Source organism: Arthrobacter sp. 05T45 (genome assembly GCF_056395875.1).
On sequence record NZ_JBFTKI010000017.1, the window covers coordinates 13,638 to 27,888 of the forward strand.

General features: G+C 64.3%; 16 protein-coding genes. 7 read left to right on the forward strand and 9 right to left on the reverse strand.

The window, feature by feature from the left end:
• Positions 1 to 6: 6 nt before the first annotated feature.
• A complete protein-coding gene (locus tag AC1DGD_RS15215; RefSeq protein WP_476851123.1) occupies positions 7 to 903 on the reverse strand; it encodes a LysR family transcriptional regulator in 897 nt (298 codons plus the stop codon).
• Positions 904 to 1,014: 111 nt separating this feature from the next.
• Between AC1DGD_RS15215 and AC1DGD_RS15220 the strand changes: the two genes are divergently transcribed.
• The 3 genes from AC1DGD_RS15220 to AC1DGD_RS15230 all read left to right on the forward strand — a co-directional run bounded on the left by AC1DGD_RS15220 (position 1,015) and on the right by AC1DGD_RS15230 (position 5,083).
• Positions 1,015 to 2,262: a CaiB/BaiF CoA transferase family protein gene (locus tag AC1DGD_RS15220; RefSeq protein WP_476857353.1), complete on the forward strand. Its 1,248-nt coding sequence runs from the start codon at positions 1,015 to 1,017 to the stop codon at positions 2,260 to 2,262.
• Positions 2,262 to 3,461 carry an acyl-CoA dehydrogenase family protein gene (locus tag AC1DGD_RS15225; RefSeq protein ID WP_476857354.1) on the forward strand — a complete coding sequence of 400 codons (1,200 nt, stop codon included), beginning with the start codon at positions 2,262 to 2,264 and terminating at the stop codon, positions 3,459 to 3,461. The genes AC1DGD_RS15220 and AC1DGD_RS15225 overlap by 1 nt, the downstream gene beginning before the upstream one ends.
• A gap of 275 nt (positions 3,462 to 3,736) precedes the next feature.
• On the forward strand, positions 3,737 to 5,083 hold the full coding sequence (locus AC1DGD_RS15230; RefSeq protein WP_476857355.1) for an MFS transporter: 1,347 nt from the start codon (positions 3,737 to 3,739) through the stop codon (positions 5,081 to 5,083).
• 42 nt (positions 5,084 to 5,125) lie between these two features.
• Here the strand turns inward: AC1DGD_RS15230 and AC1DGD_RS15235 are convergent, their stop codons facing one another.
• Positions 5,126 to 5,917, reverse strand: coding sequence for an NAD(P)-binding domain-containing protein (locus AC1DGD_RS15235; protein ID WP_476857356.1), 792 nt, complete (start codon positions 5,915 to 5,917; stop codon positions 5,126 to 5,128).
• 57 nt (positions 5,918 to 5,974) lie between these two features.
• Entirely contained in the window at positions 5,975 to 6,388 is a 414-nt protein-coding gene (locus AC1DGD_RS15240) for a carboxymuconolactone decarboxylase family protein (RefSeq protein ID WP_230009358.1), read from the reverse strand.
• Between the two features lie 135 nt (positions 6,389 to 6,523).
• Between AC1DGD_RS15240 and AC1DGD_RS15245 the strand changes: the two genes are divergently transcribed.
• Positions 6,524 to 7,159, forward strand: coding sequence for a TetR/AcrR family transcriptional regulator (locus AC1DGD_RS15245; protein WP_230009355.1), 636 nt, complete (start codon positions 6,524 to 6,526; stop codon positions 7,157 to 7,159).
• 76 nt (positions 7,160 to 7,235) lie between these two features.
• Here AC1DGD_RS15245 and AC1DGD_RS15250 read toward each other — a convergent pair whose 3' ends face one another.
• The 3 genes from AC1DGD_RS15250 to AC1DGD_RS15260 form a co-directional block, all read right to left on the reverse strand.
• Positions 7,236 to 7,958, reverse strand: coding sequence for a DUF2182 domain-containing protein (locus AC1DGD_RS15250; RefSeq protein ID WP_476857357.1), 723 nt, complete (start codon positions 7,956 to 7,958; stop codon positions 7,236 to 7,238).
• Between the two features lie 45 nt (positions 7,959 to 8,003).
• The gene (locus AC1DGD_RS15255; RefSeq protein WP_476857358.1) at positions 8,004 to 8,609 is read right to left on the reverse strand and encodes a DUF1326 domain-containing protein; all 606 of its coding nucleotides are present in this window, start codon (positions 8,607 to 8,609) and stop codon (positions 8,004 to 8,006) included.
• A gap of 193 nt (positions 8,610 to 8,802) precedes the next feature.
• The gene (locus AC1DGD_RS15260; protein ID WP_043435465.1) at positions 8,803 to 9,006 is read right to left on the reverse strand and encodes a hypothetical protein; all 204 of its coding nucleotides are present in this window, start codon (positions 9,004 to 9,006) and stop codon (positions 8,803 to 8,805) included.
• Between the two features lie 98 nt (positions 9,007 to 9,104).
• Between AC1DGD_RS15260 and AC1DGD_RS15265 the strand changes: the two genes are divergently transcribed.
• Positions 9,105 to 9,878 (forward strand): ion transporter, encoded by a 774-nt coding sequence (locus AC1DGD_RS15265; protein ID WP_476857359.1) that lies wholly within the window; start codon positions 9,105 to 9,107, stop codon positions 9,876 to 9,878.
• A 54-nt stretch (positions 9,879 to 9,932) separates the two neighbouring features.
• On the opposite strand, the gene AC1DGD_RS15270 is transcribed toward AC1DGD_RS15265, so the two are convergent.
• Together AC1DGD_RS15270 and AC1DGD_RS15275 are read right to left on the reverse strand one after the other, a co-directional pair.
• Positions 9,933 to 10,757 carry a VOC family protein gene (locus tag AC1DGD_RS15270; protein ID WP_476857360.1) on the reverse strand — a complete coding sequence of 275 codons (825 nt, stop codon included), beginning with the start codon at positions 10,755 to 10,757 and terminating at the stop codon, positions 9,933 to 9,935.
• Positions 10,758 to 10,830: 73 nt separating this feature from the next.
• Entirely contained in the window at positions 10,831 to 11,154 is a 324-nt protein-coding gene (locus AC1DGD_RS15275; RefSeq protein WP_476857361.1) for a carboxymuconolactone decarboxylase, read from the reverse strand.
• Between the two features lie 458 nt (positions 11,155 to 11,612).
• On the opposite strand from AC1DGD_RS15275, the gene AC1DGD_RS15280 reads away from it, so the two are divergent.
• On the forward strand, positions 11,613 to 12,266 hold the full coding sequence (locus tag AC1DGD_RS15280) for a TMEM175 family protein (protein ID WP_476857362.1): 654 nt from the start codon (positions 11,613 to 11,615) through the stop codon (positions 12,264 to 12,266).
• A 204-nt stretch (positions 12,267 to 12,470) separates the two neighbouring features.
• Positions 12,471 to 12,806, forward strand: coding sequence for a carboxymuconolactone decarboxylase family protein (locus AC1DGD_RS15285; RefSeq protein WP_476851136.1), 336 nt, complete (start codon positions 12,471 to 12,473; stop codon positions 12,804 to 12,806).
• Between the two features lie 634 nt (positions 12,807 to 13,440).
• On the opposite strand, the gene AC1DGD_RS15290 is transcribed toward AC1DGD_RS15285, so the two are convergent.
• Positions 13,441 to 14,214 carry an ion transporter gene (locus tag AC1DGD_RS15290; protein ID WP_476851137.1) on the reverse strand — a complete coding sequence of 258 codons (774 nt, stop codon included), beginning with the start codon at positions 14,212 to 14,214 and terminating at the stop codon, positions 13,441 to 13,443.
• Positions 14,215 to 14,251 lie beyond the last annotated feature (37 nt).

Below are 14,251 nucleotides of genomic sequence, written 5' to 3' on the forward strand. Positions count from 1 at the left end.
CGCCTGTCATCCGGCGCCGGGCAGGATCCTCTCAGCCAACTCCAGGACCGCCCGCAAGGCGGGGCTGGAGTTGTCCCGCCGCCAGGCCATGCGCAGCTCGACCGGAAGGGTCTCGTCCACCAGCTGCACAAAACGCACATGGGGATCCGTGACCGACTCGGCCACCGAGGACAGCGTGAGGGTACAGCCCACCTCCGCCGCCACCAGCGAGAGAGCCGTCCAGGAATCCGGGACAATCTGGACGACGTCGAGCTCGAACCCGGCGGCGTGCGTGAGCCGGCGGAGCCGGTCGTTCAATACGGCCCCTGCATGCGGCGGCAGCGAAACAAAAACGTCGCCCTGGAAGTCTGCCATCCGGGCCTCGGCGGCATCGGCCAGACGGTGGCTTGCCGGTACGGCCACGACGAGGTCCTCCGCCGCAAGCAGCCGCGTTTCGATACCGGCGGCAATGTAGTCCCAGCGACCGAGGGCGATGTCCATGTCCCCGCTGAGGACACGGTCCATGGCAGGTTGCGCAAAATTCTGGCTGAAGAGTTCGATCTGGATACCCGGGTGGTCGCGCCGGACCTCCCGGGCGAGCCGGCCCACCAGGGTATGGGTGGAAGCGCCCGCGTAGGCCACCCGAACGCGCCCGACTTCGCCCTTGTCCGCGGCGCGGACCGCGATGCTCGCCCGGCGCGTGGCATCGATGATCTCCGTCGCCGGCCCGATGAACGCCTCTCCGGCGCCTGTCAGCTTGACGCTGCGGGTGCTTCGGTCGAACAGCCGGGTTCCCAGCTCACGTTCCAGCTGCTGGATACTGCGGCTGACCGGAGGCTGCGCCATGTGAAGTTTTTCTGCCGCGCGGCCGAAGTGCAGCTCTTCTGCCACCGCCAGGAAGGCTCGGATCTGTTGGATCTCCATGCATGTGATTATTACACCTGACGCAACAAAAGGGCCATCAATAAGTATTGGACGGATAGCAATGTCCTCCGTCATGGTGGAGGGAGAGAACACTATTCGAGGAGCCCATCGATGGACAGCCAACACTCCGCCACCCCTGAGACGTCGGCATTCGGCCGCAGTCCGGATGGCCCGCTCAGCGGCATCGTCATCGCAGATTTCGGCAGGGTGCTGGCCGGACCATACTGCACCATGCTGCTGGCCGATCTCGGGGCGACCGTCATCAAGATTGAGAGCCCGGCCGGCGACGAGACCCGGGCATGGCGCCCGCCCACCCGCGGGGATGACTCGACGTATTTCCTCTCGATCAACCGCAACAAGACCTCGATCAAGCTCGATCTGCGCGATCCGGACGACCGCCGGACGGCCCAGCGCATCGCGGAACGGGCCGACGTCGTCGTCGAAAACTTCAAACCGGGTGACCTGGTGCGCTACGGACTGGACTACGACACCGTCGCGGCCACGAACAAGGACGTTGTCTACGCCTCGATCACGGGTTTCGGGACCGCCGGCGGCGCCCAGCTGCCCGGCTATGACCTGCTGATCCAGGCCCTGTCCGGACTGATGGACATCACCGGAGCGCCGGACACCGGGCCGTTCCGTTCCGGGGTTGCTGTATTCGACGTCATCACCGGCCTTCATGCCTGCATCGGCATCCTCGCAGCCCTCCGGCACCGGGACCGGATCGGGGAAGGCCAGCTGGTGGAAATGAACCTGATGTCCTCCGCGCTCTCCGGCATGGTGAACCAGACGGCGGCCGTCGTGCTGGGCGGGACCGTTCCGGCCAGGCTGGGCAACGAGCACCCCAGCATCTACCCCTACGAGCCATTCGAGACCGGCGAGGGGCAGCTTGTCATTGCGATCGGCAACGACTCCCAGTACCGCACCCTCTGCGCCACCATCGGCCGGCCGGAGCTGGCCACGGATCCGCGCTTCGAGAAGGCGCCGCTGCGCAGCGCCAACCGCACGGAACTGCGGCCGCTCCTGCTGGAGCGCCTCTCGACCCGGACCGCCTCCGAATGGTTCGACATCCTCACCGAAGCCAAACTCCCGTGCGCGCCGATCCAGGACCTGAGGGCCGGGATCGACTTCGCGGAACGGATCGGCTTGGAACCCGTCGTGACCGTGGGGCACGGCGGGAACACGCAGCCCGGCGTGCGCAACCCCATCCGGCTCTCCAGGACCCCGGTGAGCTACGACCTCACCCCGCCCGGTCTGGACAGCGGCGCTGAGCTCGTGCGCGCGTGGCTCGGCGAGGATACAGCAGTTTCGGCCGGCAGCCTTGCCGGTACTCCCACACGATCCCCCGAGGAGCACTGATGACCACCACAACGGACATGTCCGTCAATTCCGACTTCTATGGACTGGACGACTACCTCAACGACGCCGACCGTGCCTTGATCGCCCGGGTGCGTTCCTTCGTCGAGCAGGACGTCACTCCCATCATCAACGAATACTGGGAGAAGGCGGACTTCCCCTATCAGCTGGTACCAAAGTTCGCTGAACTGGGCATCATCGGCACCGCGATCAAAGGCTACGGCTGCCCTGGCCTGACCCGGCTGCAGACCGGACTCGTCGCCATGGAACTCTCCCGCGGTGACGGCAGCATCAACACCTTCAACGCGGTCCACTCCGGACTGGCGATGGGCAGCATCAACCTCCTCGGCAGCGACGAGCAGAAGCAGCGCTGGCTGCCGCCGATGGCCAGACTGGAAAAGCTGGGCGCCTTCGCGTTGACCGAACCGGCGCACGGCTCAGACTCTGTGGCACTGGAGACTTCCGCGCGGCTGGACGGTGACCACTACGTCATCAACGGATCCAAGCGCTGGATCGGGCTGGGCCATGTGGCGGACCTCGTCATCATCTGGGCCCGGGACACCGCGGACCAAAAGGTGAAGGCGTTCGTACTGGAGAAGAACGACGACGGCACCTACCCCGCCGGGTACCACGCCGAGGCCATCACGGGAAAGATGGCAAAGCGGGCCATCCAGCAGGCACAGATCGAGATCGAGGGCCTGCGGATCCCCGCTGAAAACCTGCTGGCAAAATCGACGTCCTTCCGCGACGTCGGAGCGGTGCTCAACACAACCCGCAGCACCGTGGCCTGGGAGTCCCTTGGCCACGCCACCGCCGCCTACGAGATGGCGGTCAAGTACGCCCGGGAACGCGTCCAGTTCGGCCACCCAATTGCCAGCTACCAGCTGGTGCAGAACAAGCTCGCCAACATGCTCGCGGACCTGACGGCCATGCAGCTGATCTGCTTCCGCACGGCGGCGCTTCAGGACGAGGGCCGGCTCAGCAACGAGCAGGCCTCCCTGGCCAAGATGTTCACCGGGGACAAGGCACGAACGCTCTGCCGGGATGCCCGGGACATGTTCGGCGGCAACGGCATCCTGCTGGAACACCATGTAGCCCGCCACCTCACCGACATGGAAGTCGTCCACACCTACGAAGGCACCGACTCCATCCAGTCCCTGATCCTGGGACGGGAAATCACAGGTCTCTCAGCCTTCTCCTGAGCGGTTCCGATTCCCAAAAGACACTGCATTCCTCAAGACAAAGCACGGCCATCCGCACTGGATGGCCGTGCTTTCGCATTGCGGACTCTCAGCGCCACTCACCCTGCTCCCTGCCTCGGTCATGGCCGCTCCCCCACCGGCGCAGCTTCCGTCGACTGTTCCACATCGAAACACCTGTGACGCAGCGCACACCCCTACGGTGGAAGCAGGCACACGGACGCAACGCCGCCAGGCGCTGCGCACTAATTCACAGTCCTGTTTCAAAGGAGAAACAAATGACACACCCAATGACTTCGCGGCCCGCGATGACACCGCGGCGGGCGGCCACAGCTGCGCTGCTCGGCAGCGCCCTGGAGTACTACGACTTTTTCGTGTACGGCGCCGCGGCCGCCCTCGTTTTCAACGTGCTGTTCTTTCCCTCCGGCGATCCCACCGTTGCGCTGATCGCATCGTTCGCCACCTTCGCAGTGGGCTACGTGGCACGGCCCGTCGGTGCGGTGGTGATGGGACACTTCGGCGATCGAATCGGCCGCAAACGCGTCATGCTGGCCACGGTCGTCATGATGGGCATCGCTTCCTTCGCCATCGGCTGTCTTCCGACGTACGACCAGGTGGGCCTGTTGGCCCCGGCACTGCTGGTGGTCCTGCGCGTCGTGCAAGGCTTCTCCGCGGGGGCCGAGTCGGCGGGAGCCTCGACATTGACCGTCGAGCACTCCCCCGTCGGGCGCCGTGGATTCTTCACCAGTTTCGTTATGGTCGGCTACGCAGTCGGCTGCTCGCTGGCCACCATCGTGTTCCTGCCGGTGGCGCTCCTGCCCGCCGGGGAACTCTACAGCTGGGGCTGGAGGATTCCCTTCTGGCTCAGCGCCGTCGTCGTCGTCATTACTTACTACGTGCGGAGCCACCTCGACGAAACGCCGGTGTTCGCCGAGGCGAAGGAAGAAAGCGCAGTTCGCAGGCTGCCGCTGAACGACGTGTTCAAGTACCACTGGCGGAAGGTCATCCGCGTCGCCGGGGCATCACTGATGGCAGCGATGCAGACCCTGTTCGCCGTGTTCAGCCTTTCGTACGCAACCTCAGTCGGGGTGGACCGGAGCGCGATGCTCGCGGTCATCTCCGGCGCAATTGCGCTGTCGATTGTCGGCATCCCGGCGGCCGGCTACCTCTCCGACGTCATCGGCCGCAAGAAGACGATGCTGATCGCCTCTGCCGGCTGTTCGCTTACGATCTTCGGATACCTTTGGGCGATCGCGACGACGGATATCGTGCTGATCGCGATTTTCGCGTTCCTCAACATGACGCTGTTCTTCAGCTGCTACAACGGCGTGTGGACATCGTTCTTCGCCGAGCAATTCCCGGCACCCGTCCGGTTCACCGGCATGGCCGTCAGCAACCAGCTCGGCAATCTCCTTGCCGGATTCGCCCCAATGGTCGCGGCGATTCTCCTCAAGCCGGGCCCGTCGGGCTGGCTTCCGGTGGCAATCTTTGGCGCGGTTGCCGCAGGCATTGCCGCGGTCGCGGTGATCGGGCTGCGCGAGACGTCCAAGACTCCGACGGAACTGCTCGGTGGCCCCCGGGCGGCGGACCAAGTGCGTCAACTGGACACCGTCACGACCGCCTGATCCGGCTCCCAGGTGAGCCAGCCCCGGCTGGCCCACCTGGGCTCACTCGTTTCCGGGATCGGCGCCCAGCAGGGCACGTGCCTGGAGGATCGCTTGTTCGACGTCGTCGTTGAGGTCTCCGGTGGGGAGTGAGCCGAGTTCACCGCGGAGCAGGCCGACGTCCTTGAGGAGCAGGTCGTACTGGACGTCGACGAGGTTGTCGCTCATCCAGCTCTGCCCAGTGGAGACGCCGATGACCTCGACGAGGTCCCCGGCGGGTACTCCGTGTTCGGCTGCGAGGTTGAGCATCCGAGCTGTGGCGGCCAGGTTGTAGGTAGCCAGGGCGTTGTTGAGGAGTTTCACCAAGGCCGGCTGGCCATAGGACTGCATCCGGAAGACGCGGCCGGAGATGTCAGCGAGCAGCCTGCCCTCGGCATCGGTGGGGGCGGGGCCGGCGAGGAAGATGGTCATCGAACCGTGGCGTGCACCCTGGGGGCCGCCTGAGACCGGGGCCTCGAACGCGCGCCAGGACTCCGGAGCCGACGCAAAAATCCTCCTGGCATCCGCGGGTGCGAGCGTGGTGTGGACGAAGACGGTCAGCGGCCGTTCGGTGTGGTCTTTGAGGGCCTCGAACACGGAGGAGACCTGGTCGGCCAACCGCACCGCAATGTGGACGCTGTCGACCGACGACCAGTCAACCGCGGCGAGGTCGTTGCCGGCAGGTGATTTGTTCTCGTCCGACCACTCGCGGATGCGGTCCTGGTTGAAGTCGTAGCCATAAACCGCTTGTCCCAGCTCGGCGAGGTGTGCGCCGATGTTTCCGCCGATGGGTCCGAGTCCTATTACCAAATGCATGAGCGTTCCTTGAGTGTGAGGGAGGAGATTGTGGAGGGCGAGGGGCGGAGGAGCATCTCAGTCCGTGGGTGAATCCGGGGTCAGACCGCGCTCTGCCATGACCTCCTTGACGAGGGTCAGTGCGTTGAGTACGCGCGGGAACCCGATGTAGGGGATGCAGTGGATCAGGGCGCCGACGATCTTCTCTTTGGTCAGGCCCACGTTGAAACCTGTGTTGATGTGCAACTTCAATTGGGGCTCGGTGCCCAGGGCAACCAGCGTGGAGATGGTCACCATTGTCTGCTCCTGCTGGGTCAGGGCAGTCCGGGAGTAGATGTCCCCGAAGGCGAAGGAGACGATGTAGTCGGACAGGTCCTCGTCCAGGCTCTTGTAGGACTCGACGAGCTTGACGTGATCGAAGGTGTTGGCGTGTTCCGTGGAGACGAGTTCCATCATGCGGTCGAGTCCGCGCTGGTAACGATCTGTGGCCATGTCGGCGCTCCTAAAAGTGCGTAGGGTGGTTGTGGGTTTGTCGGGTGGGGGTTGCTTCAGCCACCCTCGAAACGCTACGTTGCGTAGCGTTATTAATATTAGCGCTTCTGGCGCGGAACGGGAAGGGGCGTGGATGTGGCTAACCCCACAGTGACGGGCGAGGACGGGACGGCCGCGGCCGCTCAACCCGCGGACACGGGTCGGCGCGCGCGGACGGAGAAGTTGATTCTTGCCGCCACGAGGGAAATGCTCGCGGAGTCTGGAGTCAACGGCCTGACTGTCGAGGGCGTGGCGAACCGTTCCGGCGTGGCCAAGACGACCATCTACCGCCGGTATCGGTCGAAGACCGACCTCGCACTGGCCGTCCTGCTGGACTCGGTCGAATACCTGGGGACGACGCCGGATGTCGGGGATACGTACGCCGAACTGGCGGCAGTGGTTGACCGCACCATCGAGCTCCTTAGCTCCACCCTGATAGGCCGCATCATGCAGGGCCTCGTATCGGAGGTCGCTGCGGACCCGGAACTTGCGCGTGCCTACCGGGAGCGGGTGGTGAACCGCCGGGTGGCAGATGTACGCCTCCTGGTGGAGCGGGGCATCTCCCGAGGAGACCTGAGCCCGGACGTCGACGCCGAGATGCTCACCGACCTCCTGCTGGGGCCGATCTACTACCGGTTCTTCCTGAGTGGCTCGCCGCTGGACGAGGGCTTCGGGGTCCGGCTGGTCAGCACGCTGTTTTCGCGCCGACCCGCCCACGGGGGCACGCCGTAGAAGCGATGACGGCGCGGGGCCCCCGTGCCGACGTCGGTCCCCGGACTGTTATTCGAAGACGACGGTCCAGCGTGCCTTACATGGGCGCGGGCATGTATAGCCCGGGCAGCAGCTCCGGGTGTGCCGGGACGAAGAGCGCGAAAACGATCAGCGAGACACCAGTTATCCGGCTGAAGGCGGGCCCGAATTTCCATGTCTTCTCCAGGAAGATAACTACCGTGAGCACGGCCATCCACGCCAGGTTCATCACGCCCATGGCAATCAGCACCACCATGAGCCCCCAACAGCAGCCGACGCAGTACACGCCGTGGTACATGCCGACGCGGACGTCCCGCAAGCGGCCCTTGTACCCGGACACGTGCAACAGGAAGGCTATGGGCGACCGGCAGTGCCTGAGGCAAAAGTCCTTCAGCGGGGTGAGCTGGTAGGCGCCGGCCGCCACCAGCACGGCACCTCCCACCCAGGGCGCGATATCCGGCGCGTCCTCAGCCAGCAGTCCGGCGAGCGCCGCGGCCGCGTAGGCCACGACGCCGAATCCGATCCATGTCAGAAGGTAGCCGCCTACCAGGGCCGTTGTCCGGATGGCCCTGACCCGGCGGCTGCGCACGGCGCGGATGGATCTGAGATACGTCGAAGTCAGGGGCGCCAGCGCCGGCAACATCATGGCTGCCATCATCAGCGTCCACACCGCCAGGAAACCCCAGAGCCTCAATCCCATCGTTCCCGGGCCCGTGGACATGTCGGAAAGGCCTAGGAACGTCAGGTACCAGGCCAGCGCGGCGCACCCGATCAGCGCCAATTCTCCGGCATGGTGGCCAGCTGTCAGGCGGCTCCTGCCCGGCACCTAAGCGGACCAGGCGAAGGGGGCCGAGAAGGAGTTCTTCCCGGCGTTATCCCAGGTCATCCCGAACACGTCGACGCGGGCGGTGCTGGATGTGCCGGCTGCCAGAGTGTCGGCCGGGAATCCGACCCCGCTAATTTTCACTCCTCGCCCTGTGGAATCAAATGGATTCATGAAGTCCTCGACCACCATCTCGACTGCACTGCCAATAAGCACCTGGTGGACACGCCCGTCGTCGGCGTAGGCCATCTCCAGGGACTCCATGCCCGCCATTTCACCGATCAAGGGTGCGAGGCCCTCCATCGGTCCGCCGAGCTGGCCGCCGAAGACTGCACCGAGCGCTTCGGCCTGCTCGGCGGAGGCGGCGGCGTCCATCAGGAGACCGACCTTCCAGCCCCCCTCACTCATCAGGGCCGGGGTATCGGCGAGGACGCAGACTGTCAGACCGCCGACGTCGACACCGTTGACTTCGCCGGTTTCCACGTGGAAGGCCAAGGCCACGTTGCAGCGGTCATTGTCCGCCGGTGCCGTCTGTCCTGTCGCCGTACACGGGCAGACCATGTCGCAATTGCAATTCTCAAAGTATGTACCCTCGACATGCCACGGCATTTAGGGCTCCTTTCGAAGAGGCCCCCCAAAACAAATCCTCCTCGCGGCCCTGAGCAGTGTCAACGTCCTGCGGACACCCCTGCAAAAGGCCATTCTGGGCGGCCCTGCGCTTCGAATGGAGGGGTGGGGATCATGCGGCCGGGATGGGCGCCAGGGCGACTTTTCCGTTTGCAGGAGCGGTGTAACACCGCTGCTAGCTGGCCGGCGTCACGACGTCCTCCAGCATTGACCTGTCGAAGAATCGGACCTCACCCGTTGCCTGGAAAAACACCGGCACGACCGAGGTGCTCGGGTCCTTCGAGGTTTCGTAGATCTCAGGCGCGCCCCCGTGTTTGCGCGCGATAGTTCCAACCAGGTCAGTGCCGCGAACCCGGACAGTTCGATATTTGTAGCTCATGTGGACCCCTTCGTCTGCCGACCCCTTCGTCTGCCAAGGCAAACCCTACTCCTGAAAAAGTGTCAGCCACGCCGTTGCTTGCGTGCCAGAATCCTCATATGACCAAGGAACGAAGTGAACTGAAGAGCACCGGATACGAGATCTTCATCGGTATCCTTTCGATCCTGTCGATTATCAATCTCGTGCTCTTGTATGTCGTGCAGGACCAGTACCTCGACACGGTGCTCACCGTGATGAACGCCATTTTCAGTGTGATCTTCCTTGCGGACTTCCTCTACCGGATCCTCACCGCGCCATCGGCCGGCGCCTATTTCTTCAAGCACTTTGGCTGGGCCGACCTGTTGGCCAGCGTGCCTGTCGCGCAATTCAAGATCCTGCGCATCTTCCGGCTGATCCGGGTGTACCGCCTGCTCCGCGACGTCGGCGTCCGCACGATCAGCCGCGCGCTGATCAAGGACCGGGCCGGCAGCTCCCTGTACATCCTGCTGCTCATGGGCATTCTCGTGCTCGAATTCGGCAGCCTCGCCATGCTCCGCGTCGAGCAGTACGCCCCGGGGGCCAACATCACGACCGCCTCCGACGCCATCTGGTACACCATCGTCACGATCTCGACAGTCGGATATGGTGACCAGTATCCGGTCACCGAACCGGGCCGTCTGATCGGGGCAGGCATCATTGTCCTCGGTGTCGGCATCTTCGGCACATTCACCGGCTACCTGGCCAACTTCTTTCTGTCTCCCAAGAATCCCGCACCGCCGGTCGATGCCGCCGGGACGGGACCCGCGACGGTCGAAGGACTCCGTCAGCGCCTCGAAGAGTCCGAAGCCAAGCTCACCGAGATCAAAAAGCTGCTTGCCGGGCCAACCGGGTGAACGTTCGTCCCATAGCTGCCGCCATCTGACCCGGCGCCTCTATTGAAGGAGCGCTCATGGCGACGGGGGCGTGAACTGGCTGGCGGTAAACTCCGCTCCCTGGGGGTCCCGGATCAGTGCCGTGCGCGTCCACTCGGTCTCGCTTTGGCTAACGACTTGGGCGCCGAGTCGCTTCGCATCAACCACTGTCCGGTCCCGGTCAGCAACGGTGAACGAGACGTGCCAGTGCGGCAGTTCGTCGGGGGCCGTGGTCGCGATCCAGGCGATCGCATCCTCGAAGCCAGGTGGAGGGCCCAGCGCTGACTGCCTTTCCCTGATGCCCGGATCGATTGTCGCCTCAAGGTGATCACCGTAACCGGGCCTGCGGATCATCATCGCGAAGCCGAGGTCGTCGACTTTCCAGCCAAACACGTCCTCATAAAACTTGATGGCCGCGCCGGGGTTAGGCGTGTGGAGATCGCTGAAATTCCAGGACCCCGGCTGATTGGCCACCTGTGCCCCCAAGCGTCGCTTGGCTTGCCAGATGCGGATCGCGGCGCCCCCTGGATCGGTCAGCGCCGCACTGCGGCCGCCTTCTCCAGCGTCTGCGGCTGCCGACCGTACCGTAGCGCCGGCAGCGACCAAGCGCTGCACTGCGGTATCCGCGTCCTCGACGGATACGTAGGTATTCCATGTCGCGGCACCCCGGGTGTCCGCCATCCCGGCGACGTCCTGGCCATCGAGCGTGGCAATCAAGTATCGGCCTGGCGCGCCCGCCGGCACGGCGTCCTCGAACGTCCAGCCAAAGAGGCCGGCATAGAACTCGGCGGCCGCCTCGACGTCGGGCTGCTCGGTGTCGATCCAACACGGTACGCCCTCAGGGTAGGTTCGCTGGGTCATGTCTCGCTCCCGCAGTCCCTTTCGTAGTACCGCCTGGCGTGATCAGTCCTCGGCCGGGGCATCGGCTTCAGCCTCAAGCTCGGCTTCGAGCTCGGCTTCGGCCACTGCGATGACAAAGCCGAGCGCAATGGCGAGGTTTGCTGCCTGCCGCCACGATCCGGGGAGTGCCGAGAATGGGCGCAACTGCGATGACGGTGCCCTGGACATCATCTGCCGTGACGCCGACGTCGACCACCGTACCGGCGTTGAGCAGGTAGGAGGCGGGTGGAGCGTCGACGGAGACGAGGGCCGCGATACGGGCCAGCATCAACTCGCGGGGAACAAGGGTGGAGCGTTCGAGCGACACGGCGGTGATGTCGGCGAGGGCGTCGACGACGGGGGTTTCTTCTTCGGCCATGATCATGTCTCCATCTGGATTCGGTGTTGGGTGCCGAGCCGACGGCACGGGCGAGGGGCCCGGCCCGTCTGCAAAGTAGCCCTGTACGTCCCAGGGAGACATCACCCCCGCGGGATGAACCGATCGCCGGCCATCGGACTCCGTAACAGACGGGCCTCGAGCGTGCGAAAGGATCACTTCTCGGTAGCCGCCAAGTAGTGAGGTCGCCTTTGACGCACAATTGCTGACCCGCCCAAAAGGGTTTGAGCCCGATGTATCCGTAGGCCTCAATGCCGAGCGATATACCCCGTTACGGTGTCGGCTGGAAGAAGGTCTGGATGAAACGTAGGAGTCGGTGAGTCCGTCATATGTGGGGCCGAAATCGGCCATGGGGCGTGGCTGACCCACGGGCAGCGCATCAAGTAGATCGTTCGTTGCGGATGAGCCGGATGTCAAGAAGCGGCTGCCATGCTTGTCCCATGGATGACCAGGTTGGTGCCGCGCAGCCGCAACCCCGGCCGTCTGCCTATCGGACCGGGCGGATGGAAGCATTCAGCGACGGCGTGTTCGCCATCGCGATAACGCTCCTCATTTTGGAGATTTCGGTCCCTGCCGGCTCCCACGAGAACCTCGTCGGCGCGCTGGTTGATCTGTGGCCGTCGTACTTAGCCTACTTGGTCAGCTTCTCGACGATTGGGGCGGTCTGGTTTGCCCACACGGTTATCACCGAATACCTCGACCATGCCGACTCGGTGTTCGTGCGGCTGAACCTGTTACTGCTGCTGGTGGTGTCGTTCCTGCCGTTTCCGACGAAGTTGCTGGCCGAATTCATCCACGAAGCCGGGCCCGAGCGGATCGCGGCGACCGTCTACGGCATCAACCTGCTCCTGTCGATGATCATGATTTCGGTGACCTGGCGATACGCGGTGCGCGCGCGTCTCGTGCGCCCGGATCTGGCTGATGAGGATGTGAAGACCCTCACCAAACGGCTAACGCCCACGCTCGGCGTGTACGTCGCCATGATCCTGATTGGGCTGGTCCAGCCAGTCATCGCCGTCTTCGGCTATCTGGCACTCGCCCTGTTTATCCTCCTGCCGTTCAGCGCCATCCGGCGCCGTTCCCGTTCCGCTTGACCGGCGGGTAGGCAGAATCGGGGGCTTTGCATTCAAGATTCCTGTCGATGCGCTGCGGCCGCCACGGCGGGCTGAGCATCGGTTCATCCCATGGGGGTGATGTCGTCCTCCGCTTTCGAGGGTTACGTTGATGTCGAGTCGCAGCGACCGGCCCCGGTCGCGCCACTCGCCATACAATCACCGCAACCAGATGGAGACATGGCCATGGCCGAAGAAGAAACCCCGATCCTGGACGCCCTCGCCGACCTCACCGCCGTATCGGTTGAACGCTCGACGCTTGATCCTCGCGAGTTGATGCTGGCCCGGATCGCTGCCCTCGCCGCCGTCGACGCCCCGGCCGCGTCCTACTTTTTCAATGCCAGTACCGCGATGGATGTCGGCATCACCAGTGAGGACATCCAGGGCATCCTGATCGCTGTTGCCCCAATCGTCGGCACCCCCCGGATCGTGGCGGCAACCGGCAACCTAGCCAGCGCCCTGGGCTTCGCCCTCGAATTGACCGAGGCTATGGCCGAGGCAGAAGCGGAAGCCGAGGGCTAATCCCGTCCAGACCACGGCGCCGTGGCGCGCGGGCTCGTGGGAGGGGAACCTACACGGGCGGCATATCGCCTTCGGGCTACGCCGGAATGATCCTCGTCCCGGTCTGTGCAGACGACGTCGTGGGGTCCGGTGCTGACGTTCTCCCCTCCGGTCCACGCATTCCGGCTCAATGTGGCAGGGGACGCGTAGATCTGCCCCGGGTGGTTATGACCGGTTTGGATCTCACTGATAGGCGGTTATTTTTGGCCCCACCTCGTGACTCGCCGGCACCCTGGTGGATGGAGCCGAGAGTGGAGTTGTTCGCGCGGATCCGAAGCGATGCCCGGGCATGTCGGTTCGTGGCCTTGCGGCCCTCCGCAGGGTTCACTGGAGTCGTGTCGGCCGATCAGGACGAAGCGGCTTCGATGAACTTCTCGTCACCCACCTTCACGGCCTTGACACCGGACGCTGTCTCCGGACGGTGTGGGGCAGGACCGACCCGTCAAAGGCAAGCGGCCTTTCGCACCCGGACCGGGGCGCTGGCCAAACCGGTAGCGAAGGTCCAACTCTTGCCCCGGCAGGCACACACGGGCAGTGCCAAAAGTCATTGGTTCGGCGAAGAACCCTGGCAGGCAGCCGGGCCGGGGAGGCCCAGCTAGGTTGGCTCGGTGAGCAGCTTTCTGATCTCGGTGAGCTTGGCTTCGGACTCTTCGAGGCGCAGGCGGAGTGCTTCGACCGTCGCGCTGGTGTTGGCCGCATCGACGGGCGGTGCGGGTTCCTTTTTCCGGGGAGCCAGGAAGAAGTTGGCCAGGTAGCCGGTGAAGGTGCCGAAGATGCCGACACCGACGACGATGATGCCCGTACCGAGAATACGGCCGGCACCGGTGACCGGATACTGGTCACCGTATCCCACTGTCGAGATCGTGACGATCGTGTACCAGATGGCGTCCGAGGCCGTCGTGATATTGGCCCCCGGCGCATACTGCTCGATGCGGAGCATCGTGAGGCTTCCGAATTCCAGTACGAAAATGCCCATGAGCAGCAGGATGTACAGGGAGCTGCCGGCCCGGTCTTTGCTTAGTGCGCGGCCGATTGTCCGGATGCCGACGTCGCGGAGCAGGCGGTACACCCGGATCAGCCGGAAGATGCGCAGGAACTTGAGTTGCGCGAAGGGCATGCTGGCCAGCAGGTCGGCCCAGCCGAAGTGCCTGAAGAAATAGGCGCCCGCCGATGGCGCGGTGAGGATCCGGTAGAGGAAGTCGGCGAGGAAGATCACGCTGAAAAGGGCGTTCATCACCTCGAGCACGGTGTCGAGCGACTGCTCCCGCGCGGCATACACGAGCACGAGATTGACGATCGACAGGAGCGAAAGGATTCCGATGAAGATCTCATATCCGATGCTCTTCAGTTCACTGCGTTCCCTGGTCATGTGAGGATTCTGGCACGAAAGCACTCAAGTACCCGAC

Bases quoted from the DNA above. Each gene is read 5' to 3' on its own strand.
- AC1DGD_RS15215 (WP_476851123.1), bottom strand. From the start codon at position 903: ATGGAGATCCAACAGATCCGAGCCTTCCTGGCGGTGGCAGAAGAGCTG.
- AC1DGD_RS15220 (WP_476857353.1), top strand. From the start codon at position 1,015: ATGGACAGCCAACACTCCGCCACCCCTGAGACGTCGGCATTCGGCCGC.
- AC1DGD_RS15225 (WP_476857354.1), top strand. From the start codon at position 2,262: ATGACCACCACAACGGACATGTCCGTCAATTCCGACTTCTATGGACTG.
- AC1DGD_RS15230 (WP_476857355.1), top strand. From the start codon at position 3,737: ATGACACACCCAATGACTTCGCGGCCCGCGATGACACCGCGGCGGGCG.
- AC1DGD_RS15235 (WP_476857356.1), bottom strand. From the start codon at position 5,917: ATGCATTTGGTAATAGGACTCGGACCCATCGGCGGAAACATCGGCGCA.
- AC1DGD_RS15240 (WP_230009358.1), bottom strand. From the start codon at position 6,388: ATGGCCACAGATCGTTACCAGCGCGGACTCGACCGCATGATGGAACTC.
- AC1DGD_RS15255 (WP_476857358.1), bottom strand. From the start codon at position 8,609: ATGCCGTGGCATGTCGAGGGTACATACTTTGAGAATTGCAATTGCGAC.
- AC1DGD_RS15260 (WP_043435465.1), bottom strand. From the start codon at position 9,006: ATGAGCTACAAATATCGAACTGTCCGGGTTCGCGGCACTGACCTGGTT.
- AC1DGD_RS15265 (WP_476857359.1), top strand. From the start codon at position 9,105: ATGACCAAGGAACGAAGTGAACTGAAGAGCACCGGATACGAGATCTTC.
- AC1DGD_RS15270 (WP_476857360.1), bottom strand. From the start codon at position 10,757: ATGACCCAGCGAACCTACCCTGAGGGCGTACCGTGTTGGATCGACACC.
- AC1DGD_RS15275 (WP_476857361.1), bottom strand. From the start codon at position 11,154: ATGGCCGAAGAAGAAACCCCCGTCGTCGACGCCCTCGCCGACATCACC.
- AC1DGD_RS15280 (WP_476857362.1), top strand. From the start codon at position 11,613: ATGGATGACCAGGTTGGTGCCGCGCAGCCGCAACCCCGGCCGTCTGCC.
- AC1DGD_RS15285 (WP_476851136.1), top strand. From the start codon at position 12,471: ATGGCCGAAGAAGAAACCCCGATCCTGGACGCCCTCGCCGACCTCACC.
- AC1DGD_RS15290 (WP_476851137.1), bottom strand. From the start codon at position 14,214: ATGACCAGGGAACGCAGTGAACTGAAGAGCATCGGATATGAGATCTTC.